Source organism: Nocardia sp. NPDC004604, assembly GCF_040609795.1.
In the GTDB taxonomy this organism is placed as follows: Bacteria; Actinomycetota; Actinomycetes; order Mycobacteriales; family Mycobacteriaceae; genus Nocardia.
Window position 1 is genome coordinate 13,759 of sequence record NZ_JBEXLC010000035.1, and the last position, 24,494, is coordinate 38,252.

A 24,494-nucleotide genomic window follows, 5' to 3' on the forward strand; every position below is an offset into this window, starting at 1 on the left:
TACCTAGGTGCCAGGTATCAGGCCGTCGTGGGTCGCCACGATGGTGCGCAGCATCGCGACCGCGGTTCGCACCCGGGCGAGCCGGTGCAGGTCCCGCGGCACGACCAGCCAATATTTCCGGGTGACCGTGACCTCCTCGGCGAGAACGCGGTCGAGCCGCGGATCGGAATCGCCGATATAGAGCGGCAGCACGGCGACGCCCAAGCCGCTGGCAACGGCGTTCCACTGGCCGGTGATGTTGTTGGTCTGAATGCTCACGCGATGGCCCGGAAGGATGTCATCGAGAATCCGAAGGGCGGGAATGTCGAGCAACGCGTCGACATAGCCGATCAAACGATGGTCGCGCAGGTCGGGGACGCGAGTGATGGGCGGATGCGCGGCAAGGTAGCCGCGCGCCGCGAACAAACCCAACCGGTAGTCCGCGAGTTCGCTGACCTCCACGGACCTCGGCGACGGGGGCTCGAGGGTGACCGCGATATCGAATTCCCGGGTCGCGACGACGTCCTGCCTTGTCGCGGTGACGATTTGGATATCGAGGTCGGGATGCTGCGCGCACAATTCGGCCAGATTCGGTGCGAGGAGAAACGCGCCGAAACCATCCGGGGTGGCGATCCGGACCGTGCCCGACAACCGGCCACCCGCCGCGATGCTCTCCATGGCGGCCAGCAGAGTCGACTCGACCGCCTCGGCGTGGGCCAGCAGGCGGTACCCCGCGTCGGTGAGCACCCATCCGCTCGGGGCCCGATCGAATAGGCGGATTCCGAGTGAGCGCTCGAGCGCGGCGATTCGCCGGCTCACCGTCGTGTGATTGACACCCAGCCGCTGCCCGGCGCTCACCAGCCGGCGGGTTCGGGCAACCTCGAGGAAGTACCGGAGGGCATCCGCATCGATCATCGACGCATGCTACCGGCTCTGTGCGAATACGCACAGCAATGTGCCGATTTGATGCTTGCGATCTGCGACATGTCGCACAAGACTCGACCGCTGTAGGTAAGGAGATTCAACAGTGATCGCACACATCGCACTACCTCGCATCCTGCGCATCGGCGGCGGCGCGGTCCGCGAAATCGCTGACGTGGTCGCAACTCTCGGGCTGACCCGCCCGCTCGTGGTCACCGACTCGTTCCTCGTCGGTACCGGCGCGGCGGAGCGAATGATCAAAGACCTCACGGCGGCCGGAGCGTCACCGAGGCTGTTCCCGGATACCGTCCCCGATCCGACCACCGATTCTCTGGCCGCCGGCCTGCTCGCCATCCGCGAGCACGGCTCGGACTCGGTGATCGGATTCGGCGGCGGCAGTCCGATGGACACCGCCAAGGCACTGGGTTTGCTCGGCCGGCAGGGCGGGCAGATGCGCGACTACAAGGCTCCGCGCACCAATGCCGGCCCCGCTCTGCCGGTCATCGCTGTCCCGACGACCGCCGGAAGCGGTTCGGAGGCAACGCAATTCGCGGTGATCAGCGACAGTGATGACGACGAGAAGATGCTGTGTGTCGGGCCCGCGTTCCTGCCCGTCGCCGCGGTGATCGACTACGAGCTGACGGTCTCGATGCCGCCGCGGCTGACGGCCGACACCGGCGTGGACGCGCTCACCCACGCCATCGAGGCCTACGTCAGCAAGAGGGCGAATCCCTTCGCCGACAATCTCGCTCTCGTCGCCGTCGGAGCCATCGGCCGCGTCTTGCGGCGCGCCTACGCCGACGGAGACGATATCGAGGCCCGCGAGCAGATGATGCTCGCCGCCACCATCGCGGGGATGGCATTCTCGAATTCGAGTGTCGCGCTCGTACATGGGATGAGCCGGCCGATCGGCGCGCATTTCGGTGTCGCGCACGGTCTTTCCAACGCCATGCTGCTGCCGGCCGTCACCGCGTTCTCGGTCGGAGCGGCAGAGGACCGCTACGCCGACTGCGCCCGCGCGTTCGGGGTGGCGACCAGCCTCGACGGCAACGCCACCGCTGCGGGCAATCTCGTCTCGGCGCTGACCGAGCTGTGCCGAGACCTGCAGGTGCCCACGCCCGAGGCATACGGCATCGACAGACAACGGTGGCATGAGCTGATCCCGGTCATGGCCGAGCAGGCGCTGGCCTCGGGTTCACCCGCCAACAATCCGCGCGTCCCGGCCGATGCCGAGATTCGCGGCCTCTATGCACAGATCTACAGCTGAACCAGCACCCGCCGACATCTCGAGGATGGTCATGACACGTTTGCTCCACGTCTCGGCTTCGCCGCGCGGCGAACAGTCAGAGTCGATCGCATTGGCCGGCAGCTTCCTGTCCACCTATCGGGAAGCGCATCCGGACGCGGTGATCGATGAATGGAATCTCTGGGAGACCGACCTGCCGGACATGGGACCGGCAGCCGCGCAGGCGAAGATGAACGCCCTCACCGGCACCCCTCTCACCGACGCCCAGAACACGAGCTGGAATCGAGTGCTGGACACCTTCCGCCGCTTCGACAGCTACGAGCACTACTTGTTCAGCGTGCCCATGTGGAACCATGGGCTGCCCTATGTCCTCAAGCATTTCATCGACGTGATCTCCCAGAACGGCCTGCTGTTCGCCATCGACCAGCAGACCGGCTACCGCGGCCTGCTCGCCGGCAAGAAGGCCGCTGTCGTCTACACGGCCGCCGTCTACCACCCCGGCAGCCCGGACGAATTCGGCGTCGACTTCCACGCCATGTACTTCGACTACTGGCTGCGGTTCGCGGGCATTACCGATGTGGCGCGAATTACCTTCCATGCCAATATGTTCGATGACAATGCTGGCGCGTTCCGGGAGCAGTCGCACCGAGCGGCCGCCATCCTCGGCAAAGGCTTCTGAATCGAACTGGGTCCCCGGCACGACCTCAGGCGTTGAACTCGAGCTGGTCGGCGTCCACGAGCACCCCACGGAGCTGGGCCAGTTCGGCACCGGAAAGGCCATGTGCGCACAGCCATTCGCCCGCGCCACCGTGCGTGGTGTGCAATTCGTCGAGGAACCGCATGATCACATCGGGATCGACCCCGAGTATGCCGGTACGCACCGGGGGCAGTCCGTGATACGACGGCAGCGCATCGAGGCGTTGCCGAATACGTTCCAGCCGTTCGCCGGTGAGCGCGTAATCGGCGGCGATCACCTCGGCGGGCACACCCACCGCATCCAGCACCACGGCCGCCAGCACGCCGGTGCGGTCTTTTCCTGCGGCGCAATGGAAGACGACCGAGTGACGCGCGGAATCGGCAATGATGCGTGCCGCCGCAACGATGGATTCGCCACTGTCGGAGAGGAGTTCGCGGTAGAGGGCGACGAGATCGTATTGTCTGCCGTCGGGAACGAGTTCGGCGGGAGTCGCGGCGACGGTGCTCGCCTTGCGCACCGGTAGGTTGACCATGCGCACGGCCGCATTGTCGGTCAGCCTGCCGTAGCCCTCGCGCAGCACCTCATCCGGGTTGCGCAGGTCGATCAGGGTGCGCAGGCCGACCGGGCCGATGAGTCTGCTCAGGTCGTCCTCGGTGAGATGCTGGGGTGTGCTCGCGCGGTAGACGACGCCGAATCGGGTTGTGCCGCCGCCGATTACCGGAAGACCGCCGAGGTCACGGACATTGTCGATTTCGGCGAAGTCCACCCATCGCCGCTGCGCATTATCGGTGAACATGGCGCTAGTGGGCTCGGCCCGCGGCGGCTTCATCGGCGCGGCTCAGGCCGCACAGGCCGATGAGGTCTTCGTGCAATTCGAACCACACCGTGTGATAGCTGTCCATGATCGGCCGGGCCACCCAGCTGTGGTCGCCACCGTTCATGCGCTCGACGGCGCGGGTCAGCCGATCGGTGTAGGGCGTCAGGCGGGGCGCGATCGCGCCGATGCGTTCGACCAGCGGTGCGACGCAGTGGTGCAGCGTGGTCAGCCGCGCCAAAATCGCTGCGTCGTAGGCATGGTCGGAGTGATCGTTAACCGTACTCGCGTCCTTCATCTGCCACGCCGTGATGACTTCTTTGAGCTCGGCATTGAACTGGCAGAATTCATCGTAGGCCGCGGCGATGACGGTCCGGTCGATATCGGCGCGCTCGTGTTCCAAGAGTTGGGTCAGTTGTTCGCGGCCGTGTGGGGTCAATCGCACGCCGACCGGTGTGCTGGCACATAGCCCGCGGGTGACGAAATCACCACTGCGGGAGACGGCTTCGGTCTCAGCGATATCGAGGCTCGCGGCGACAGCGTTCGGCTGCACGCGGCCCTTGATGCCGATCAAGCGCAGTATCGCGAGCTCGGAAACCTCGGGTTTCGCCTGGATGGCATTGTGCGCGCCGGTATCCGGAGGGGCTGCTGGTAGTCCCAACACTTCGGCATCGGAATGTCCTGCTATTGACGTGGATTCGCTTCGATCGCGGTCGGCCAGGAACTCGGGCAGCCCGGCGGCATCGACCCGCGCCCACTGTGCGAGGCGATCGACGTCCTCGAGCACCGCGGCCTCCACCGCCTTTCCTGCCACCTGTCCCGGCCAGACCGTGCCCGCTCCGCCGTCGACGGTGACGAGGCGACCGGCCAGCGCCTCGACAACCCCTGGGCCGCAGCCGACAACACAGGGGCGGCCCAGTTCGCGGCTCACCAGCGCGGCATGCGAGGTCGCGCCGCCGAGTTCGGTGACGATGGCCTGCGCCGCGATCATGCCGTGCAGATCGTCCGGGCTGGTCGTCGGGCGCGCCAAGATCACCTGCTCGCCAGCGGCGGAACGTGTTTCGGCTTCGTCCGGATCGGTGACCACCACACCGGCGGCGAGGCCGGGGCAGGCGGATTCACCATGGGCGAGCGGGGTCAGCCCGGTGTCATCGCCGGATGCGGGGCGCAGGACCGTCCGCAGTTGGTCGGCGCTGACCCGGCGCAATGCCTCGTTCACATCGATGAGGCCCTCGTCGACCATCCCGACGGCGGCGCGAACCGCCGCGCGCGCGGAGCGTTTCGCCGGCCGCGACTGCAACAACCACAGCCGGCCGGACTCGACCGTGAATTCGATGTCCTGAATATCGCGGCCGTCGCGCTCGAGGAGTTCGGCGGCGGCGAGCAATTCCCGGTGCACATCGGGCAGCGTCGCCGCGAGGTCGTCCAGCGGACGCGGGGTGGTGCGCCCGGAGACGACATCCTCACCCTGTCCGCCGATCAGCCATTCACCGAAGACCGCGCGTTCGCCGGTATTCGGGTTCCGGCTGAACAGCACGCCCGTCCCCGAGTGCGCGTCGAGATTGCCGAACACCATGGCCTGCACCGTGACCGCCGTACCGAGCGTATCGGAAACGCCACGGGTGCGGCGATAGGTCTTGGCGCGCGCGGAATCCCACGACCGGAACACCGCGGTGACGGCACCGCGCAACTGTTCCCACGGATCCTCGGGCACAATGCCATTCGCATCGCCCAGCACGATTTCCCGATACTGGGTGCTGAACCTGCGCCGAGTGTCGCTGGCATACAACGGATTTCGGGTCTCATCGGTCAGTGCCCGCTCGACCGCGTCGGTCATCCCCAGATTCAGGACGGTATCCATCATTCCGGGCATGCTCACCGCAGCCCCGGAACGCACCGAGACCAGCAACGGCCGCTGCTCGGAACCGAACCGCCGTCCCGTCCCACGCTCCAGTGCGGCGATACCGTCCCGTACCCCGGCCCAGATCTCCGCACCGAGCACCCCGCCATTGGCTCCGAATTCCGCCCAGGCCTCGGTCGTCAGCACGAACGCTGGCGGCACCGGCAGTCCCAGCCCCCGCATGTGATCGACGCTCCACGCCTTCCCACCGATCCGCTCCCGCGGAAGTCGACACGTCCCATCGAGCTCGACAACGGATGCGTGCCGATCGGAATCGAGCCCTCCGAAGACCGCCTCCGGTCGCTCCACCGACTCCACTCCGATCGTCATGTCACTCCTCACGTTGTCGACAGCCACCAACCCAGCAGGTGACAAGGGCAGATCATCGGTTCGCCGGACCGAGGCTCGGCCGTCCGATCGCCCTGGCGAATATCGCCCCGTTTCGCGCGCCGCGGGGCAGCGCAATCCCAGATTGCCGCCGCGCAGCGCTCCGGCGTACCGGACGTCCCGGTCAGCAGGATGTGCCGCAGCGATCTCGGCTCCGGATCCGCGGACTACCACGACAAGCCTCGGACACTCCAGCGCACCGGCCAGCCTGGCCGAGGACTCGTGGTTTGCCGCGGTCGCGTGCATGGAGGAGTGGGCCCGAGCCACCGGATGGCGTGCGCGCTGATCAAACCGCGAGCACGTGCTCACCGGATCACCACGGCAAACCTGGCGGCTTCAGCGCGCCGACCGGGTCCACGATCAATGCGCCACGCTGCGCCGCAGGTAGTCGGCGGTGATGGAGCGGTGATCGTCGAGCAGTGCCGTGGGAGTTCCGGTGAAGACGATTTCGCCGCCGTGCTTACCGCCGTCGGGCCCGAGATCGATGACCCAGTCGGCCCGCTTGACCACCTCCAGGTCGTGTTCGATGACGATCACCGTATTGCCCGCGTCGACCAGTCGGTCCAGCAGTGCGAGCAGCGTGTCGACGTCGGCCATATGCAATCCGGTCGTCGGCTCGTCGAGCACGTAGATGCCGCCCCTGCGGTGCAGGTGGTCGGCGAGTTTGAGGCGCTGGCGCTCACCGCCGGACAGTGAACTCAGCGAGCGTCCCAGCGTCAGGTAGCCGAGGCCGACCTCGTTCAGTGCACGCAGCGGCGGGTGAATCTTGCTGCCCGCGTTGCCGTTCCAGAAGTCGAGCGCCTGCTCGGCCGTCATATCCAGAATATCGGCGATGGATGCGCCGCGAATCGTGTAGCCGAGCACCTCGGGGCGGTAGCGGCGGCCATGGCAGCTCTGGCAGACGGTGGTGATCGGGTCCATGTACGCCAGATCCGTGAAAATAACGCCAGCGCCGCCGCATTCGCCGCACGCGCCCTCGGAGTTGAAGCTGAACAAGCCGGGCTTGACGCCGTATTCCTTGGCGAACAATTGCCGCATCGGGTCCATGATGCCGATGTAGGTGGCGGGACTGGAGCGGCGGGAGGCGGCAATGGCCGACTGGTCGATGGCGATGGTCTGCGGATAGGCGGTGACGAATGCGCCGGATACCAAGGTGCTCTTGCCCGAACCCGCCACTCCGGTGACCGCGGTGAGCACACCGGTGGGGAACCGCACGGTGACGTTCTTCAGATTGTAGGAGTCGGCGTCGGCGACAGTGAGCCAGCCGGTCGGAGTTCGGTTGCCGCGCTTGATCGGCCGGACGAGACGCAGCCGCTCACCGGTCAGGGTGCCCGAGGTACGCAGCTTTGTGAGCGTGCCCTCGAAGACGACCTGACCGCCGTGTCCGCCCGCGCCCGGCCCCATATCCACGATATGGTCCGCGACGGCGATGACATCGGGGGAGTGCTCGACCACCAGCACGGTATTTCCCTTGTCCCGCAACTGGATCAGCAGCTGGTTCAGCCGACCGACATCGCGCGGGTGCATGCCGACGCTGGGTTCGTCGAAGATATAGGTCATTCCGGTGAGACTGGAGCCGAGATGCCGAACGACCTTGAGCCGCTGGGCTTCACCGCCGGAAAGCGTGGACGTCTCACGGTCGAGCGAGAGATAGCCGAGGCCCACCTCCGCGATCCGCCGCAACCGGGCAATGGCGGCAGCGGCGATCGGCGCGGCGGGGGTCTGTGCGAGTGCGCTCAGCACCTCGATCAGGTCGGAGACCTCGAGGCGGCCGTATGCGGCAATGCCGAGACCATTGATCCGGCTCGCCAATGCGGCGGAGTTCAGGCGTGCGCCACCGCATTCCGGGCAGATCTCCTCGCTGACCACTGCCGTCGCGGCCGCGCGATTCTTATCGCTCAATGCACCGAGGTCGCGTTTGATATAGAGCCGGTCGAAACGTTCCAGCAGCCCCTCGTAGGCATTGCTGCCCATCGATCCGGTCCGATTGAGTCGGGGCACCCGGAACCCGTTGCCGTGTAGGAACAGTTGCCATTGCTCGGCGGTGAAATCGCGTAATGGCATGTCCGGATCGAAGAGTCCGGATTCCGCATAGAGCTGCCACTGAAAAGTGCCCACCGCGAAGGGCGCGAAGTTGATGGCGCCCGCATTGAGCGATTTGTCGGTATCGAGCAGCTTGTCCAGATCCGGCCGCACGACATATCCGAGCCCGCCGCACTCCGGGCACATGCCCAATGGGTCGTTGAACGAATAGTGAGTCGCCGCACCGGCACTGGGCTCGCCATAGCGCGAGAACAGCACTCGGATGATCGACTGGATATCGGTCATCGTGCCGACGGTGGAGCGGGAGTTGCCGCCGATCGGCTTCTGGTCGACCACTACGGCGGGCGCGAGATTGTCGATCACATCGGCCTCGGGCCGCTCGTACTTGGGCAGCCGGTTGCGGATGAACCAGGTGAAGGTCTCATTGAGCTGGCGCTGCGATTCGACGGCGACGGTGCCGAAGACCACCGACGATTTGCCCGATCCGGATACGCCGGTGAAGACGACGATCTTGCCTTTGGGGATGGCCAGGGAGATATTGCGCAGGTTGTTGGCACGGGCCCCGATGATCTGGATGGTGTCTCGGTCTGCGTTCACAATCGCCACGGTAGAGCCGAATGAGGTCAGAATCGGTCCTCATTTGAGGTCATACTGGGAGCTGTGACCGAAACCGCCGCCCGCCTGCTGCAACTGCTGTCCCTACTGCAGACCCGTCGCGAGTGGACCGGTCCGGAACTGGCCGAACGCCTCGGTGTGACCGTGCGGACGGTGCGCCGCGATATCGAACGGCTGCGTGAATTGGAGTATCCGGTGCACGCGAGCCTCGGCTCGATCGGCGGCTACCGCCTGGCTGCGGGGACCGCGCTCCCGCCGCTGCTGCTCGACGACGACGAAGCGGTCGCGATCACGCTCGGACTGCGCAATTCCGCAGTCGGCGCGGTCGAGGGCATCGACGAGTCATCGGCACGCGCGCTGGTCAAACTCCAACAGGTGCTGCCCACCCGGCTGCGCCGCCGCGTCGAGGCGGTGCGGTTCGCGACGCTCTCGCTCGGTGGACCCGCGGCCGGACCGCTCATCGACCCCGAAACCCTGGTTGTGCTGGCCGCCGCCTGCCGTGACGGCGAACGCATTCGCTTCCATTACCGCGATAAGGGCGATACCGAAACCCGCCGACTGGCCGAACCGCACAACCTCGTCTCCGCGGGCCGCCGCTGGTACCTCGTCGCCTGGGATATCGACCGCGCCGACTGGCGCACCTTTCGAGTCGACCGCATCGAATCCGCACAACCGATCGGAATCCGCAGTACGCCAAGAAAATTGCCCACCGAGGACGCCGCGGCCTTCGTCACCGAATCGCTCGCGAAATCCCGCCCGATACGCCGAGTCGTCTTCATTGTCCACGCCCCGGCCCCGGAACTGATCGAAAGCTTCCGCGTCCGCCCCGAGGAAATCGAGCCGATCGACACCAAAACCTGCCTCCTGCGCACCACTGCCGACTCATTGGAATGGACCGCCCTCCGAATCGCCCACCTGGGCCTGGAATTCGAGGTCAGGGAACCACCGGAGATGGCGGAAATGCTCCGCGACCTCGGCGCGAAGTTACTGCGCGCGGCCGACGCGAGCGGATGAAACGGGACATGCTGTGCGGCAATCAGAATCAGCGGCACCGCATCGGCCGAAAGGTCGGGCAGGACCGCCGAGGCGGGGCCGGTGCTGGTCAGATCCCACGTCATGCCGAGGCCGCCGGCGGTGCCTGGGAGATCGGGGCCCGCCGAGCAGGCCACGACCTCCCGGCCAGCGCGGGCTGCGGCAACGGCGGGCACGAAGTCGGGTGGTCGGTGTGCGAATCACCCAGCGGGTCATGGTCTCACTCGACTTCTTTTTTCATCTGCGCCGTCAGGATGCGCTGATAACCGGAGCCGAAAATCCGGGGCAGCAAATCGATTACGCGGGCGTCGGCACCGATGAGAATCTTGGCCTTGTCCTTGCGGATGCCGCGCAGAATGGTCTTCGCGGCGGATTCGGGTGTCGTCTTGGCCAATTTGTCGAAGTTGGCGGCCAGAGCGTCGCGGTCGCGGTCGCCGCCCGCGCGGGCCTTCCAGGCGATGTCGGTCTTGATCATGCCGGGATGGACGCTGCTGACGCCGACCGGGTAACCCGCGATCTTCATCTCCTGGCGCAGTGCGTCGGTGAAGCCGCGGATACCGAATTTGGTTGCGTTATAAGCGCCCTGGCTCGGACAGGCAGCGAGTCCGAACATGCTGGAGACATTGGCGATATGGCCGTCACCGGATGCGATGACCTGCGGCAGAAAGGCTTTCGTGCCGTACATGACGCCCCAGAAATTGATGCCGACGATCCACTCGAAGTCTTCCCAGCTCAACTCCTCGACATTGGCGGTCAGCGAGACGCCCGCATTGTTGACCACGAGATTGGCCGGGCCGAAATCGGATCGGACCTCGTCGGCGTGTGTGTAGACGGCGGCGCGATCGGTGACATCGAGCCGATAGGCGCGTGCCTCGGCTCCAGCCTGCTCACACAGTGCGACGGTTTCGCTGACATTGGCCAGGTTTCGCCCGGACAACGCCAACCTGGCGCCCTGGCCCGCCAGCTCCAGCGCGAGCGCGCGACCGATGCCAGCGCCCGCGCCGGTAATGACGACGACCTTGTCCTCAAAGTTCTTCACAGCAGGTGTCCTTGGTTATTTGGTGGTGTAGCCGCCGTCGGCGACGAATTCGGAGCCGGTGCAGAAGCTGGACTCGTCGGAAATGAGGAACAGCACGAGGTTGGCCAGCTCACCCGGCGCCGCGGCACGGGGGAGCGGCTGGTCGTGCACCATCGAGTTGGAGCGGTCGGAGTCGGCGGTCATCTCGGTGGCCACGACACCGGGATGGACCGAATTGACCCGGATTCCGTCGGCGCCGAACTCCTGGGCGGCGGCCTTGGTCATCCCGCGCACCGCCCACTTGGACGCGACATAGCCGAGGATATTGCTGAAGGCGATGATGCCGCCGATCGAGGAGATATTGACGATCGAGCCGCCACCGGCCCGGCGCATCGACGGCACAACGGCCTTCATGCCGAGGAAGACACCGACCTGGTTCACATCGATGACGCGGCGGTAGTCTGCCTCCGCCAGCCGCTCGATCGGATCGACATGCACGATCCCCGCATTGTTGACCAGACCCCAGACCGGTCCGAAGGTGCGCTCGGCCTCGGCAACAACTGCCGCCCACGCGGATTCGTCGGTGACGTCGAGCGGAACGAACAGCGCGCTGTCCCCGAGTTCGGCGGCCACCGCCTTGCCCTCGTCGGCGAGGACATCCGCGATAACGACCGAGGCTCCCTCGGCCGCCAAGCGACGGGCGAATGCGGCGCCCATGCCGCGCGCGCCGCCGGTAATGATGACGGTCTTGCCTGCGACTCTGTCCACGTCATACTCCTCAGGGATGTTCGAGATCGGCGATGTGCTGGGCGGCGATATAGCCGAACACCATGGCGGGACCGATGGTCGCGCCCGCGCCCGCGTAGCTATTGCCCATGACGGCGGCCGAATTGTTGCCCGCCGCATAGAGTCCGGGGATCGGCGCACCGTCCGCGCGCAGCACCCGGGAGTGTTCGTCGGTGACCAGACCGCCCTTGGTGCCCAGATCGCCGGGCACCATCTCGACCGCGTAGAACGGGCCCTGATCGATCGGCGCCAGACACGGATTCGGGGTGACGGTGGGGTCGCCGTAGTAGCGGTCGTACGCGGATTCGCCGCGATGGAAGTCCTCGTCGCGACCGGCGCGCGCGAAGCCGTTGAAGCGCTCGACCGTCGCGGTCAGGGCTTCGGCCGGCACACCGATCTTGGTGGCGAGTTCGGCCAGCGTGTCGGCCTTCTTGATGATTCCGGCGTCGAAATACTTCTGCGGGATGGCCTGTTTCGGGAAGGTGCCCAGGAACAGGTACCGATCGCGAAAGCGCTGGTCCATGATGAAATGCGCGGGCACATGGCCGACACTGGTGGCGTGCCGCTCATACATGGTGTGCACCACATCGACGTAGCTGGCCGATTCGTTGGTGAACCGCTCGCCGGCGTCATTGACCATGATCGCGCCGGGCTGGGAGCGTTCGGCCAGGCAGAAGAACGGCGGTCCGTCCGGATTGCGCACCGAGGGGCCCCACCAGGCATCATCCATCAGATCCAGTGCGGCGCCGAGCTTTTCACCCGCCACAATGCCGTCGCCGACATTCTCGGTCGCGCCGACGGTCCAGTCGGTGCTGACCGGCTCGGCGAAGAATCGCTCGCGCATCTCCAGGTTGTGCTCGAAACCGCCAGCGGCGAGCACAACACCGCGGCGCGCGCGGATAACGATCGGCGCACCGTCGCGCTCGGCACGCACACCGACCACCACATCGTCGTCGGCAATGAGATCCGTGAGTGGCGTATTCAGCCAGACCGGCACACCCGCGTCGCGCAGTGCCAGCCACAGCCGCGCCACCAGGGCCTTGCCGAGACTCAGCGGCTGCCGCCCGCGAATGCGGTTCAGCACGGCCTTCGCGCCCACCTTCAGCGCGGTGCGCTTACCCTTCCAGGTCCGCGCGATCATATTCAGATCGTGGAAGTCGCTGACAGTGAACGCGATGCCCTTCGGGCCCGACATGGTCGGCCGGTTGATCAGCTCCATATCCTTGCCGAGCAGACGGCCGTCGACGATCGCGGGTTCGATACTGCGGCCCTGCGCGAGTCCGCCGGGCAGTTCCGGGTGGTAGTCGGAATAGCCACGGTCGTAGACGAATTGGAGATGGTTCGTGCGCGCGCCGAGATAGGTGAACATCCGCGGCCCGTTGTCCAGGAAGGCGTCCTGCTTCTCCTGCGGAACCCGGTCGCCGACAACGGATTTCAGGTAGACCCGGGCCAGGTCCGGATTGTCGGGCACACCCTCGCGCACCAAAACCGGATTGTTCGGAATCCAGACACCGCCGCCGGAGCGGGCGGTGGAACCGCCGAAGCTGCCGCTCTTTTCGATCAGCACCACCGAAAGCCCGCGATAGGCGGCGGTCAGCGCGGCCGTCATACCCGCCGCGCCGGAGCCGACGACCACGACGTCGTAGGTGTATTCCTGGGACATCTGGCTCTCCTTCCCTAGTAACCGGCGCCGGTGAGCATGCCGCCGTCGATGACGACCTCGGTTCCGGTGCAATAGCTCGCGGCATCGGAGGCCAGGAAGACCACCGCCTCGGAGACCTCGCCGGACTGTCCCCAGCGCGGAATCGGCAGACCGGCGAAGAAGCTGTTGCCGTCGACGCCCGAGCCCGCCGCCGCCGTCATCGGGGTCGCGATGCCGCCGGGATGGATGGAGTTGACCCGGATTCCGTCCTTGCCGAGTTCACGGGCGGCCGATTTGGTGAGTCCGCGAATCGCGAACTTGCTCGCGCTGTAGGCGGAGAGGCCCGCCGCGCCGATGAAGCCCTCGACCGAGGAGATATTCACGATGGCGCCACCGCCGGTCATGGCGGGTGCGGCGGTTTTGATACCGAGCCAGGTGCCGGTGACGTTCACCGTCATGATGGTGGTGAAGTCGGCCAGGCTCATCTCGGCGATGCGCTGGAAGCGCAGCATGCCCGCATTGTTGACGAGCACATCGAGTCCGCCGAACTCGTCCACCGCGGTCCGCACCGCGGCGGCCCAGTCCGCCGCACTGGTCACATCGTGGTGCACATAGCGCGCGCCGGTCTCGGCGGCGAGCTGTTCGCCCTGCTCGTCGAGGACATCGCCGAACACCACCCGCGCGCCCTCGGCGACGAAGCGGCGGACGTGTTCGGCGCCCATTCCGCGCGCTCCGCCGGTGATCAGCGCGACCTTGTCATCGAGTCGACCCACTGCAGGTCCGTCCTTTCTGCGGCGTCGGTTCGATCGCCGTGTCGAATTCGACGCTATGGGCGCGAGGCCGACGCGACCGGAGCCAGTCCCATCCACCGAGACATGCACCTGACCTCAACGAGAGCATCGGAAATATTTCTACTAGGCATATTGAGAAATGGAGGCAATGCATGAAATTCTCGATGATCTTCGAGGCGCAGATGACCAACCCGTCGGCCGATCACGAACGGCAGGTCCTGCGCGACTGCGTCGAGCAGGCGGTACTGGCCGAGGAGATGGGTTTCGACACCGTCTGGGCGGTCGAACACCACGGCCTGAAGTGGTACGCGCATATGAGTGCGCCCGAGATCTTCCTGACCTGGGTGGCCGCGCGCACCGAGCGGATCCGCATCGGCCACGGCGTGGTGTGCATGCCGTTCAACTTCAACCACCCGGTGCGCGCGGCCGAACGCGCGGCCATGCTCGACGTGCTCTCCAACGGGCGGGTGAACCTCGGCGCGGGCCGCGGCGCCACGCCGCAGGAGACCTCCATGTGCGGTGTCGATCCCGACCGCACCTATCAGGAGGTGGAGGAGTCGCTGCGCATCATCGGCAAGGCCTGGCAGGATCCGGAGGGCGAATTCGAATGGCACGGTGAGCTGCTCGATATCGATCCGCATCCGATGCTGCCGCGTCCGGTGCAGCTGCCGCATCCGCCGCTGTTCATGGCGTGCACCAAGAAGGACACCCTGAAGCTGGCCGCCGACTACGGAATCGGTGCGCTGGTACTGGGCTTCGCGGGTGTGGAGGAGATCGCCGAATTGCGCCGCACCTACGATGCCGCCATTGCCGAGCGGACCGGGGAGAAGTTCGTCTCCACCGTGGTCAACGACCACTTCGCGGCGCTGTGCCCGACGATCGTGCTGGACGACCGGGAGAAGGCGCAGCAGATCGGTGCGCGCGGCCAGCGGTTCTTCGCCCAGTCCATCAAGCACTGGTACGGCGCGGGCCCGGTGCCGGACGAGGCCATCGACCCGACCGTGGACGAGATGGCCCGGATCCGCGAGGCCGCCGATGAGCATGTGGCGTACCTGCACGAGGCGAAGATTCCGGTGAAGGCCGGGGCCACTTCGGTTTTCAATGCCGAACACGCCTACGGCAGTCCCGAGGACGCCATCGCCTACGTCGAGCGGCTGCAGGCGGCCGGTGCCGACGAGATCCTGTGCCTGATCCAGATGGGCACCGTGCCGCAGGAGGCCTGCCTGGAGACGATTCGGCACTGGGGCGAGAAGGTCATCCCGCACTTCCGCAAGAGCTAGTCACAACTGAATTGGCAAGGAGCAGACAATGATCGATCTGACCGGCAAGGTAGCGCTGATCACCGGCGCCGCGCGGGGACAGGGTGCCGAGGAGGCTCGGCTGTTCGCCGCAGCGGGTGCCAGCGTGGTATTGACCGACGTGCTCGAAACCGAAGGTAAGGCGGTCGCCGAATCCATTGGCGCCGCAGCGCGTTTCGTGCGCCACGATGTGAGCAGTGCCGACGACTGGGCGGCCGCGGTGCAGACCGCGGTGACCGATTTCGGCAAGCTCGATGTGCTGGTGAACAATGCGGCGATCTATACGACGAAGGCGCTCACCGAGACCACTGTCGAGGAGTTGGAACGCATTCTGCGGATCAACCTGGTCGGCGCGTTCATCGGCATGCAGTCGGTCGTCGGCCCGATGGCGGCGGCGGGCGGCGGTTCGATCGTCAACATCTCATCGCAGGCCGGATTGCAAGGGCTGATGGGGCATTCCGCCTACGGTGCGTCCAAATGGGCACTGCGCGGGCTGACGAAGACGGCGGCGCTGGAATTCGGTCCGGCGGGGATCCGGGTCAATTCGGTGCATCCCGGCCCCATCGCCACCCCGATGATCGGCCATCTCGGCCTCGGCACCGGGCCGGGTAGTTTCCCCGCGCTGCCGCTGGGACGGGTCGGCCTGCCGTCCGAGGTGGCGGATCTGGTGGCGTTCCTGGCCTCCGATGCCGCGGCTTTCATCACCGGTGCGGAAGTGGCCATCGACGGCGGATTATCCGCGGGACAGTTCATTCCGCCCGGCTCGATGCCGCCGGTCGGCGCCACCGGCGAGTCGTGAGGTACCGGCGATGCCGCTGAAACCCGAGGCGCGGGCGATCGTCGATGCGGCTTCGGCGTCGTTCCCCGCATTGGGCACCGAGGTGCTCGACGCGGCACAGGCGCGCCGGATCCTCGCCGCTCGTCCGGCTCCTCCGGTGCAGCCGGTTCCGGTCGACCAGGTCGAAGAGCGGATGGTGCCCGGGCCCGCCGGAGCGCCGCCGGTGCGGGTTCGCCTGTATCGGCCCGCGGGCACCTCGTTGCCGATCGTGGTCTTCTTTCACGGCGGCGGGTTCGTGATCTGCGGCCTGGACAGTCACGATCAGCTGTGTCGAGCCATGAGCAACGGTGTCGGCGCGATCGTGGTATCGGTGGACTATCGGCAGGCGCCGGAACACCGATTCCCGGCCGCGGCCGAGGATGCCTATGCGGTACTGGAATGGGTTGCGGCCCAGGCGAATACGTTCGGCGGGGAGCCGGACCGGATCGCGGTCGCCGGGGACAGCGCGGGCGGGAATCTGGCCGCGGTGACGGCGCTGATGGCCCGCGATCGCAATGGGCCCGAAATCGTCCACCAACTGCTGGTCTATCCGATGTTGGATCCGGCGCGCGACACTGCGTCCTACCGGGACAATGCCAACGGATACTTCGTCACCGATGACCATTTGCGGTGGTACTGGGAGCAATATCTCGGATCCGACGGTGCTGCGGCCAACCCCTACGCCGCACCGCCGCGCGCTGCCGACCTCTCCGGGCTGCCGCCCGCCTATGTCATTACCGCCGAATTCGATCCGCTGCGTGACGAGGGCGAGCAGTATGGCGCTCGGCTCCGCGAGGCGGGTGTCGAGACCGTGATGATCCGCTACGACGGCCAGTTCCACGGCTTCTTCACCATGGTCGACAGCCTGCCCGATGCGAAAGAAGCCACCGCCCAAGCCTTTTCCGCACTCCGCCGTGCATTGGAGGTCCGATGAGTGCACCATCGCGCAGCGATTCGACCACGGGTGGGACGGTCGAACGACTCGGCACGATTTTCCCCACCGACAATCTCACCGCCGCCATCGATCTGCTCACCGCGGTATTGGGTACCACCGCGACATTCGTCGACGGTGATCGGTGGGCGCAGTTCGATATCGGTCCGACCCGAGTCATGCTCGCGGGTGCCGATGAGCGTGATATTCCATCCCTTGCGGTCAAGGTCGGCGATCTGGACGCCACCCTCGCTCGTCTCCGGGCCGCCGGATTTCCGGCCGACGAGCCGGTGACCGGGCCGCACGAACGACGCACCGCGGTCCGCCCGTCTCCCGAATCACCGTGGGCGATAGTCCTGTACGAATCCGCTCCCGCGAATCGTCCGGCTGGATAGCCGCGCATCGCCTGGGCCGATGTGGCTCGGTCGACTTCGCATCCCACTCTCCATACGGTACCGTATGGGCAGCGTTCCATACGGTACCGAATGGAGGTTGGGTCGTGGTTCGAAACATCCATCAGCGGGAGTATCCGGTGCCCGCGGAGCAGGTCGGTGCACTGCTCGCCAGGGCTGCCGAACCGGACAGTCCGGTGTGGCCGCCCGGCTGGCCCGCGCTGGTGCTCGACCGGCCACTCGGTGTCGGGGCCGACGGCGGCCACGGGCTCATTCGGTATCGGTGTACCGAGTGGGTGCCGGGTCGCCGCGTGCAGTTCACCCTGGCACCTGGGTCATTCCTTACCGGCACGCACACCTTCGACGTGCTGGATGGCAAGTGGCCGGATAGCAGCATCCTGCGCCACGAGATCGACGCCCGCCTGCATGGGATGGGCTACATCCTGTGGCCGGTCGCGATCCGCTGGATACACGACGCCATGATCGAGGCAATCCTCGATAGAACCGCCGTCTCGCTGGGGCATCCGCTCGTTACTCCGGCCCGCCCATCGCGGTGGGTCACCTTTCTGCGCAAGGTCATGTCCCGCCGTCCGTCCGCCGCGCTCGCTGATTCGGCCGCGTAGGCGCGCGCAGTCCGTTCAGCAGCAGGGTCAGCAGCCGGTCCGCCTGCGCGGCCGGGTTCGGCGTGTCCTGGGCGGCCCAGGCAATGGCGCCCACCATGCGCAGCAGATCGGCCGCATCCGCGGTTGCGATGACGGTCCCGGATGCCTGGGCGCGGTGCAGCAACGCCGTACCGATCGTGAAAGTCTCTGCGTGCCAAGCGGATATCAATTCGGCACCGCCGTCGATGGCGGAATTCAAGATCGCGGCGGAGAGTCCCCGAAAGGTGAGCGCGTGGCCGATGGCCGCCCGCAGCCAGGTGGTGAGTGCCCGATAGCTGTCCGGCTCGTCCATCAGGTCGCGGCCCAGTTCGGCGAGTTCGGCGACCCGCTCACCGAGCACCGCCTCGATGAGGTCGAGGCGGGTGGGGAAGTGCCGGTAGAGCGTTCCGCTGGCCACGCCGGCGCGGCGGGCGATCTCGTCGAGGGATGCGTCGACGCCGTGCTCGGTGAAGGCGATTCGGGCCTGGTCGAGCAGCCGCTCGTAGTTGCGCCGAGCATCGGCGCGCATCGGTCGCATTGTGCGGGTTGATCTTTCGCGCGTCAGCGGGTGCTCCTCTTGCTAACCGGGGACATGGTCCGTTACGGTTTCGGATAACCGGACTATGCCTCATCTTACGGTAGGAGTGGGGTGGCAGGAGGTCGCATCATGGCACTGTCGGCACAGGACCGAATCGAGATCGGCGACCTGATCGCACTGCACGGTCACCTCATGGACACGGGTGAGCTGGATCGGATGGATGAGCTGTTCACCGCAGGAATCACTTACGACCTCAACGACTTCGGACTGGGGGAGCTGCGCGGAATTCCGGCGCTGCGGGAGGCGGCGGGCGCACTCGGTGCCGGGAACCCGGTCGGACATCACATTACGAATGTGGTCATCGCCGAGGCGGACGGTGCGGTCCGGGTGCGGTCGAAGGGGATCGGGATCCATGCCGATGGGAGCAGCAGCAGCGTCGAATACGACGATACGGTCGTGCACGAGGCCGGTGGTTGGCGGATCTCCTATCGGAAGGTGATCGCCCATCGCGTGGCACTTGGCGGTCGAGTATCCGGGCACACGGCCTAGACACTCCCGGCGGTGCGTTTGGGCTACATAGTTGATAGCAGTATGCAGACGGTCGTTCGTTGATACCGTCACCTCGGAACGCCAGCAGTACCACTCATCCCATGGTTACGCTCTCGTCGGCGGAGCCGTGACCTGTTTGGTTTGCGTCGCAGTGTGGTGATGTCGACTGGGGCCAAAGAGCCGGGTGATGAGGGAGGCGGATCCATGTTGGTGGGACGCAGGTACCAGCTCGAGCTGACTCCATTGCAAGAGCAGGCATGCACGCTGTTCGGGAGTATCTGTCGTTCGGTATGGAATACCGGCTTGGAACAGCGCCGCGCGTACCAATGTCGGGGTGCGTGGATGAACTATTCACCGCAAGCGGCCGAACTTGCTGATGCGAAGACTGAGCATGCGTGGTTGCGTGCGGCACCGTCACACATCCTGCAGCAGACACTCATCGACCTGGACAGAGCGTGCCGAGAGCGCGGTACATTCCGGGTGCGGTGGCGTTCGAGTCGGCGCTGGTCGCCGTCTTTCCGGTTTCCCGATCCGAAACAGATCATCGTGCAACGGTTGGGCCGTAAACGGGGACAGGCTCGATTGCCGAAGTTGGGGTGGGTTCGTTTCCGTTGGTCTCGTTCATTGGGCGGGACAATCCGATCGGCCACGGTTTCCTGTGACGGAGGGCGCTGGTTCGTATCGTTCCTCGTCAACACTGGACTGGACCCAACGAACGAACCCGACAGCCGTACAGCGGCTGGTGTGGACCGTGGTGTGAAGGTGGCTGTCGCAGTCTCGGACGGCACGATGTACAACCGAAAATTCGATACTCCTGGCGAACGGCGAAGGTATCGCCGTCTGCAACGCAGACTGGCGCGGCAAGTGAATGGTTCGGCGAATCGGCACAAAACCCTCGTTGCGATGAGGTCGGTCCGGCGTCGCCAACGCCAACGTCGAGCCGATTTTTGTGCCTACACAGCGAATAGGCTCGCTGTTGGAAACAGCGTGGTCGTCATAGAAGATCTGCCGATTCGCAACATGATCCGGTCGGCAAGAGGAACGGTCGAGCAACCCGGCACGAACGTTCGGCAGAAGGCTGGGCTGAATCGGGCCATCTTGGACAAGGGTTGGCACAAGTTCGAGCTGGCCTTGCGCAACGTAGCCCGACGTACAGGTTGCCTGATCGTGAAAGTGCCGCCGCAATACACATCGCAGCGTTGTTCGGTCTGCGGATTCGTGGACTCGGAATCCCGTGAGAGCCAAGCGGTATTCCGCTGTACCAGCTGTGGATATATCGAGCATGCGGACGTAAACGCGGCGAAGAACATCCTGGCCGCAGGGCTTGCGGTCACAGCCTGTGGAGACCTCCAGCCGCTGGGCGGGTCAGTGAAGCAGGAACCAACAGGAAACCGTGAGGAACTACTGTTCGGCTGCTTGCCAATTCGTGAGCGGTCTGGAATCCCGCAGCTCCGGCCACGGGAGGAAGTCAAATGGTCGCGCCATGTCGGATTCGCCGGGGGCGGATTTGCACGCTGAGTTGTCCGCTCGTAGTTGGGTGCCGGAGAAGCTCGAGGTCGACGACGAAGAGAAGCCCGCCCGGGTACTGCGCGGACGGGCCGAGTGGGTCGTAGCGACGGCCGCCTTCGCGGTCGCGCTGCTGGTGCTGTGGCAGGTGTTCCGGCCCCTGGCACAGGGCAGCCAGTACTACCTGGTGATCTTCCTGGCCGGAACGCTGCCGGTGGTGTTCCTGGCCTATCGGTCCGGGCTGCGCTGGCTCGAGCGCGGGGCGGGTCCGGGGCCGATCGATTGGCTGCTGGCCCTGGTCGCGCTGGTGGTATGCCTGTATCCGGTGCTGCCGATGGGGATCGGGTCCGGTGGCGGCGGTTATAACGCGTTCCTGGATCGGCAAGGGTTGTTCGATCCGGTCGATATCGCCATGGGCACGGTGGTGTTGGTGTTGGTGTTGGAGGCTTGTCGGCGCACCACAGGGTGGGTGTTGCCCGCGGTATGCCTGGTTTTCATCGCGTATGGCTATTACGGCGGCTACCTGCCGCAGCAGTGGACCGTCGCGCACGCCGGACTCGACTTCGGGCAGATCGTCGATGCGCTGTACAACTCGGGCAGCGGGTTCTACGGCACACCACTGGATGTCGCGGCCAGCTATATCGTGCTGTTCACCCTCTACGGTGCGGTACTCGAATTCTCGGGCGCGGCACAGTTCTTCGTCGATCTGTCGGTTGCGGCATTCCGGCGCTCGCGCGGTGCCGCCGGACGCACCACGGTCGCCTCGGGATTCCTGCTCGGCACCGTCTCCGGATCGGGCACCGCGACCGCGGTGACGGTCGGCGCGGTCACCTGGCCGATCCTGCGCCGCGCCGGATATCCGCCGGAACAGGCGGCGGGGGTACTCGCCGCGGCGGGTGTCGGCGCGATCCTGTCACCGCCGACCCTGGGCGTCGCCGCGTTCATCGTCGCCGAATACCTCGACGTCTCCTATGTCACGGTGCTGGGCTGGGCGATGATCCCAACGCTGCTGTACTACCTGGGGATTCTGCTCGCGGTCGAGATCGATGCGCGTCGGCTCGGCACCGCGCAGGTCGAGATCGGCGTCGGCTCGGTATGGCGGCTGCTGGCCCGATTCGGTTACCACTTCCTGTCTTTGATCGCGATCGTGGTGCTGCTGCTGATCGGCGTAAGCGCCGCCAAGGCCGTCATATACGCCACCGCACTGGCATTCGTGCTGGCCTTCCTCGACTCGCGCATCCGGGCCCGGGCGCGCTCACCGCGCCGGATCTTCCACATGCTCGGCAGCGGTGTGCGTTCGGCGCTGCCGGTCGTCGCGGTGTGCACATCGGCGGGGGTGATCACCGCGATCGCCACCAAGACCGGGCTCGGCGCGCAGTTGGCCTCGGTGCTGGTGAGTGCGGGAAAGGCGGTGTCGGACAACCACACCGTGGTGCTGGCGTGCACGGTGGTGCTCGCCGCGATCGCACTCGCGCTGCTCGGGCTCGCGGTGCCGGTGACCGCGTCGTTCATTATCGGCTGGGCGATCATCGGTCCGGCACTGCTCGCGCTGGATGTGTCCGCGCCCGCAGCGGCCATGTTCGTCTTCTACTACTCGGTGCTGTCCGAGGTGACGCCCCCGACCGCGCTGGCGGCGGTGGGCGCGGCGGCGATCACCGGGGCGCGTGCGGTGCCGACGATGTGGCAGGCGCTGAAGTACGCGCTGCCCGCCTTCCTGGTGCCGATCGTCTTCGTACTCAGCGGACCCGGTGCATATCTGCTCGGGCACGGGCCGGTGCTCGGTGTGCTGTGGACGACGATCGTGGCCGGTATCGGCGTGGCGGCGCTGGCCGTGGCGACCGGCGGCTGGATGCTCGGCATCGGCCCGGCCGGGATCGCGGCCCGGCTGCTCGCCGCGGTGGCCGGTCTGGCCCTGTTGTACCTGGAGCCCGGCGCACTCGTCGTCGGTCTGGTCGCGCTGACCGCGGCCGTCGGGGTCACTCTGCTCTCCAGAAGGAGGACGACTTGAGAAGAGTTGCCATAGGATTCGCCGTTGCCGTGCTGTCGGCCGGATTGCTGGCCGGATGCGGGGGACGCCGAGACACGCCGCAGTCCGATACCGGTGGCGCGGTCACCTGTGAGGTGAAGGACGACACCCGTGTCGGCATCGCGACGGGCAATTCCACCGGCGTGTACTTCGCGCTCGGCAACGCATACGCCGAACAGGTCTCGCAGGCCACCGGCGGCAAGGTGAAGGCGACCGCCGCCGAAACCGGTGCGTCGGTGCAGAACATTCAGCAGTTGGTGGCCGGCACCTATCAGGTCGCGTTCGCGCTCGCCGATACCGCCGCCGACGCGATCATGGGCAATGCCAGCTTCGACGGCAAAAAGCAACCGGTGCAGGCACTTTCGCGGCTCTATCCGAATTACACCCAGGTGATCGTGCGCACCGGCGCCGAGATCGAATCGGTCGCCGATCTGCGCGGCAAACGGGTCTCCACCGGCTCGCCGAAGTCCGGTACCGAGGTGATCGCCCAGCGCGTACTGCAGGCGGCCGGGCTGAATCCGGACACCGATATTTCGCCCCAGCGTCTGGATCTCACCAAAACGGTGGACGGTATGAAGGACGGCTCCATCGACGCCATGTTCTTCTCCGGCGGCCTGCCCACCCCGGGCATTACCGACCTGCTCACCTCCACCAAGGGCAAGGTGCGCTTCCTCGATATCGCCGATATCTCCGGCAGCATGCACGCGGTGAATCCGGTCTACGAGGAGGGCACAATTCCGGCCACCGTCTACGGGCTGACCGCCGATGTGAAGACCATTGTCGTGCCGAATCTGCTGCTGGTCCGTGACGATCTCGACGCGAATCTGGCCTGTGTGCTCACCAGGACCCTCTTCGATCGCAAACCCCAACTGGAACAGGCAAATTCGGCCGCGAAAGGGATCAGACGCGATACCGCGACGATCACTGCGCCGGTGACATTGCACCGTGGGGCGGCACATGCGCTGACAAAGTGACCGTGCTCAGGACACCAGCGCTCCCGTCAGTGCGCGGGCCGTATCGACGGTGGCGGCGATGAATTCCTCGCGTTCGGGTTTGGTCGTCGATGCGCGCAGCGGCCCCAACTGGACCTCGTAGGCCGCGACGCCCGCGGCATCGAAAACCGGTGCGGCGAGATAGCTCAGCGGCAGTACGGCCTCGGAGTCGAGTTCGGCCCTGGTGAACGATCGCGAGGTGAGAAATGCGAGGCGGCGCAGGGCCCGGGTCCGCAGGTGCGGCTGCACGAGTTCGGTGCCCATGGCACCGAGGAGGTCGGCGAGGAGTTCGACCGTGCCCGCATCGTCGGTGCGCGGGCGGAACAGGGCAACGCCGCGATCGCGAACGAGGGTGAGCAGGCCGCTCGCGATGCGGCGGTCCGCGTCGGGCGCGGTGGCCAGCCAGGTGTTCTGTTCGGTGGCCGAACGCCACGGCATCACGCTGGCCCCGGCCGGAAATTGCAGCGGGATGCGATGGCCGACCGGGATGCCGGGGACGACGCGTTCGGGCCCGTGGCGCACATCGAGGACCGTGAGGTGCTCGGGCTCGATCCGGCTGAGGGTCGCGCCGTAGCCGGTGCGGACGGTGAGTTCGGTGAGGATATCGCCGAGCGCGCGCGGCAGCGCGGGGCCGTGCAGATTCGCCAGCGCCGGGCCGAGGCCGTAGCCGCGGTTCGGATCGCGCCGCACCCAGCCCGCCGAATCCAGTTCGGCGAGAATCGCGGTCGCGGTGGCGCGGGCGATATCGAGGCGGTCCGCGATGCCCGCGACGCTGATCGGCTCCGGGGTCGCGGCGAGCAGCGACACGATATCGATGACGCGGCGGGTCGGCGGGGACGGGGACCGGTCGGACATGGACAACCTCTTGTGCGGTTCGGTGGAGCGGTTCTACGATGACGAATATTACGACAAGCAGTGTCGAATATTCGACAG

22 protein-coding genes are annotated in these 24,494 nt (G+C 66.2%); 12 read left to right on the plus strand and 10 right to left on the minus strand.

Annotated features, from left to right (window positions below):
* Window positions 1–3 precede the first annotated feature (3 nt).
* Window positions 4–894: a LysR family transcriptional regulator gene (locus tag ABZW16_RS15320; RefSeq protein WP_354956184.1), complete on the minus strand. Its 891-nt coding sequence runs from the start codon at window positions 892–894 to the stop codon at window positions 4–6.
* Window positions 895–1,006: 112 nt separating this feature from the next.
* Between ABZW16_RS15320 and ABZW16_RS15325 the strand changes: the two genes are divergently transcribed.
* Entirely contained in the window at window positions 1,007–2,167 is a 1,161-nt protein-coding gene (locus ABZW16_RS15325; RefSeq protein ID WP_354956186.1) for an iron-containing alcohol dehydrogenase, read from the plus strand.
* Between the two features lie 31 nt (window positions 2,168–2,198).
* Entirely contained in the window at window positions 2,199–2,825 is a 627-nt protein-coding gene (locus ABZW16_RS15330) for an NAD(P)H-dependent oxidoreductase (RefSeq protein WP_354956188.1), read from the plus strand.
* A gap of 25 nt (window positions 2,826–2,850) precedes the next feature.
* Here ABZW16_RS15330 and ABZW16_RS15335 read toward each other — a convergent pair whose 3' ends face one another.
* The 3 genes from ABZW16_RS15335 to ABZW16_RS15345 all read right to left on the minus strand — a co-directional run bounded on the left by ABZW16_RS15335 (window position 2,851) and on the right by ABZW16_RS15345 (window position 8,584).
* A complete protein-coding gene (locus ABZW16_RS15335; RefSeq protein ID WP_354956190.1) occupies window positions 2,851–3,639 on the minus strand; it encodes a tyrosine-protein phosphatase in 789 nt (262 codons plus the stop codon).
* Window positions 3,640–3,643: 4 nt separating this feature from the next.
* Window positions 3,644–5,887 (minus strand): pyruvate, phosphate dikinase, encoded by a 2,244-nt coding sequence (locus tag ABZW16_RS15340; protein WP_354956191.1) that lies wholly within the window; start codon window positions 5,885–5,887, stop codon window positions 3,644–3,646.
* A 417-nt stretch (window positions 5,888–6,304) separates the two neighbouring features.
* On the minus strand, window positions 6,305–8,584 hold the full coding sequence (locus tag ABZW16_RS15345) for an excinuclease ABC subunit UvrA (protein WP_354956193.1): 2,280 nt from the start codon (window positions 8,582–8,584) through the stop codon (window positions 6,305–6,307).
* Window positions 8,585–8,647: 63 nt separating this feature from the next.
* Between ABZW16_RS15345 and ABZW16_RS15350 the strand changes: the two genes are divergently transcribed.
* Window positions 8,648–9,616, plus strand: a complete 969-nt coding sequence (locus tag ABZW16_RS15350) for a YafY family protein (RefSeq protein WP_354956195.1) — start codon at window positions 8,648–8,650, stop codon at window positions 9,614–9,616.
* A 238-nt stretch (window positions 9,617–9,854) separates the two neighbouring features.
* Here ABZW16_RS15350 and ABZW16_RS15355 read toward each other — a convergent pair whose 3' ends face one another.
* Genes ABZW16_RS15355 through ABZW16_RS15370 form a run of 4 tightly spaced genes read right to left on the minus strand, consistent with a single transcriptional unit; the run spans window position 9,855 to window position 13,853 of the window.
* Complete coding sequence (locus ABZW16_RS15355; protein ID WP_354956197.1) at window positions 9,855–10,673, minus strand: SDR family NAD(P)-dependent oxidoreductase; 819 nt, start codon at window positions 10,671–10,673, stop codon at window positions 9,855–9,857.
* Window positions 10,674–10,688: 15 nt separating this feature from the next.
* Entirely contained in the window at window positions 10,689–11,420 is a 732-nt protein-coding gene (locus ABZW16_RS15360) for a glucose 1-dehydrogenase (protein WP_354956199.1), read from the minus strand.
* 10 nt (window positions 11,421–11,430) lie between these two features.
* Window positions 11,431–13,101 (minus strand): 3-oxosteroid 1-dehydrogenase, encoded by a 1,671-nt coding sequence (kstD, locus tag ABZW16_RS15365; RefSeq protein ID WP_354956201.1) that lies wholly within the window; start codon window positions 13,099–13,101, stop codon window positions 11,431–11,433.
* Between the two features lie 14 nt (window positions 13,102–13,115).
* Window positions 13,116–13,853: a glucose 1-dehydrogenase gene (locus ABZW16_RS15370; RefSeq protein ID WP_354956203.1), complete on the minus strand. Its 738-nt coding sequence runs from the start codon at window positions 13,851–13,853 to the stop codon at window positions 13,116–13,118.
* Between the two features lie 170 nt (window positions 13,854–14,023).
* Here ABZW16_RS15370 and ABZW16_RS15375 point away from each other — a divergent pair, with 170 nt between their 5' ends.
* The 5 genes from ABZW16_RS15375 (at window position 14,024) to ABZW16_RS15395 (ending at window position 17,932) form a co-directional block, all read left to right on the plus strand.
* Window positions 14,024–15,151, plus strand: coding sequence for an LLM class flavin-dependent oxidoreductase (locus ABZW16_RS15375; RefSeq protein WP_354956205.1), 1,128 nt, complete (start codon window positions 14,024–14,026; stop codon window positions 15,149–15,151).
* A 28-nt stretch (window positions 15,152–15,179) separates the two neighbouring features.
* Window positions 15,180–15,968 carry a glucose 1-dehydrogenase gene (locus ABZW16_RS15380; RefSeq protein WP_354956207.1) on the plus strand — a complete coding sequence of 263 codons (789 nt, stop codon included), beginning with the start codon at window positions 15,180–15,182 and terminating at the stop codon, window positions 15,966–15,968.
* A gap of 10 nt (window positions 15,969–15,978) precedes the next feature.
* A complete protein-coding gene (locus ABZW16_RS15385) occupies window positions 15,979–16,920 on the plus strand; it encodes an alpha/beta hydrolase (RefSeq protein WP_354956209.1) in 942 nt (313 codons plus the stop codon).
* Complete coding sequence (locus ABZW16_RS15390) at window positions 16,917–17,312, plus strand: hypothetical protein (protein ID WP_354956211.1); 396 nt, start codon at window positions 16,917–16,919, stop codon at window positions 17,310–17,312. Before ABZW16_RS15385 ends, ABZW16_RS15390 begins: the two co-directional genes overlap by 4 nt.
* Window positions 17,313–17,416: 104 nt before the next feature.
* Window positions 17,417–17,932 carry an SRPBCC family protein gene (locus tag ABZW16_RS15395; protein WP_354956213.1) on the plus strand — a complete coding sequence of 172 codons (516 nt, stop codon included), beginning with the start codon at window positions 17,417–17,419 and terminating at the stop codon, window positions 17,930–17,932.
* On the opposite strand, the gene ABZW16_RS15400 is transcribed toward ABZW16_RS15395, so the two are convergent.
* Window positions 17,886–18,479, minus strand: coding sequence for a helix-turn-helix domain-containing protein (locus ABZW16_RS15400; RefSeq protein WP_354956215.1), 594 nt, complete (start codon window positions 18,477–18,479; stop codon window positions 17,886–17,888). The two genes, ABZW16_RS15395 and ABZW16_RS15400, sit on opposite strands and share 47 nt — an antisense overlap.
* A 138-nt stretch (window positions 18,480–18,617) precedes the next feature.
* On the opposite strand from ABZW16_RS15400, the gene ABZW16_RS15405 reads away from it, so the two are divergent.
* The 4 genes from ABZW16_RS15405 (at window position 18,618) to ABZW16_RS15420 (ending at window position 23,543) form a co-directional block, all read left to right on the plus strand.
* Window positions 18,618–19,037, plus strand: coding sequence for a nuclear transport factor 2 family protein (locus ABZW16_RS15405; RefSeq protein ID WP_354956217.1), 420 nt, complete (start codon window positions 18,618–18,620; stop codon window positions 19,035–19,037).
* A gap of 204 nt (window positions 19,038–19,241) precedes the next feature.
* Window positions 19,242–20,555 (plus strand): transposase, encoded by a 1,314-nt coding sequence (locus ABZW16_RS15410; RefSeq protein ID WP_354956219.1) that lies wholly within the window; start codon window positions 19,242–19,244, stop codon window positions 20,553–20,555.
* Window positions 20,521–22,551, plus strand: a complete 2,031-nt coding sequence (locus ABZW16_RS15415; RefSeq protein WP_354956221.1) for a TRAP transporter fused permease subunit — start codon at window positions 20,521–20,523, stop codon at window positions 22,549–22,551. Before ABZW16_RS15410 ends, ABZW16_RS15415 begins: the two co-directional genes overlap by 35 nt.
* Window positions 22,548–23,543 (plus strand): TAXI family TRAP transporter solute-binding subunit, encoded by a 996-nt coding sequence (locus tag ABZW16_RS15420; protein ID WP_354956223.1) that lies wholly within the window; start codon window positions 22,548–22,550, stop codon window positions 23,541–23,543. Before ABZW16_RS15415 ends, ABZW16_RS15420 begins: the two co-directional genes overlap by 4 nt.
* A gap of 6 nt (window positions 23,544–23,549) precedes the next feature.
* Here the strand turns inward: ABZW16_RS15420 and ABZW16_RS15425 are convergent, their stop codons facing one another.
* Window positions 23,550–24,416, minus strand: a complete 867-nt coding sequence (locus tag ABZW16_RS15425) for a helix-turn-helix domain-containing protein (protein WP_354956225.1) — start codon at window positions 24,414–24,416, stop codon at window positions 23,550–23,552.
* Window positions 24,417–24,494: the final 78 nt, after the last annotated feature.

What these genes read in the sequence shown, in the direction of transcription:
- ABZW16_RS15320 (WP_354956184.1), bottom strand. Translation starts at nt 894, where the DNA reads ATGATCGATGCGGATGCCCTCCGGTACTTCCTCGAGGTTGCCCGAACC.
- ABZW16_RS15330 (WP_354956188.1), top strand. Translation starts at nt 2,199, where the DNA reads ATGACACGTTTGCTCCACGTCTCGGCTTCGCCGCGCGGCGAACAGTCA.
- ABZW16_RS15335 (WP_354956190.1), bottom strand. Translation starts at nt 3,639, where the DNA reads ATGTTCACCGATAATGCGCAGCGGCGATGGGTGGACTTCGCCGAAATC.
- ABZW16_RS15340 (WP_354956191.1), bottom strand. Translation starts at nt 5,887, where the DNA reads ATGACGATCGGAGTGGAGTCGGTGGAGCGACCGGAGGCGGTCTTCGGA.
- kstD (WP_354956201.1), bottom strand. Translation starts at nt 13,101, where the DNA reads ATGTCCCAGGAATACACCTACGACGTCGTGGTCGTCGGCTCCGGCGCG.
- ABZW16_RS15375 (WP_354956205.1), top strand. Translation starts at nt 14,024, where the DNA reads ATGAAATTCTCGATGATCTTCGAGGCGCAGATGACCAACCCGTCGGCC.
- ABZW16_RS15380 (WP_354956207.1), top strand. Translation starts at nt 15,180, where the DNA reads ATGATCGATCTGACCGGCAAGGTAGCGCTGATCACCGGCGCCGCGCGG.
- ABZW16_RS15385 (WP_354956209.1), top strand. Translation starts at nt 15,979, where the DNA reads ATGCCGCTGAAACCCGAGGCGCGGGCGATCGTCGATGCGGCTTCGGCG.
- ABZW16_RS15390 (WP_354956211.1), top strand. Translation starts at nt 16,917, where the DNA reads ATGAGTGCACCATCGCGCAGCGATTCGACCACGGGTGGGACGGTCGAA.
- ABZW16_RS15400 (WP_354956215.1), bottom strand. Translation starts at nt 18,479, where the DNA reads ATGCGCGCCGATGCTCGGCGCAACTACGAGCGGCTGCTCGACCAGGCC.
- ABZW16_RS15405 (WP_354956217.1), top strand. Translation starts at nt 18,618, where the DNA reads ATGGCACTGTCGGCACAGGACCGAATCGAGATCGGCGACCTGATCGCA.
- ABZW16_RS15410 (WP_354956219.1), top strand. Translation starts at nt 19,242, where the DNA reads ATGTTGGTGGGACGCAGGTACCAGCTCGAGCTGACTCCATTGCAAGAG.
- ABZW16_RS15415 (WP_354956221.1), top strand. Translation starts at nt 20,521, where the DNA reads ATGTCGGATTCGCCGGGGGCGGATTTGCACGCTGAGTTGTCCGCTCGT.
- ABZW16_RS15425 (WP_354956225.1), bottom strand. Translation starts at nt 24,416, where the DNA reads ATGTCCGACCGGTCCCCGTCCCCGCCGACCCGCCGCGTCATCGATATC.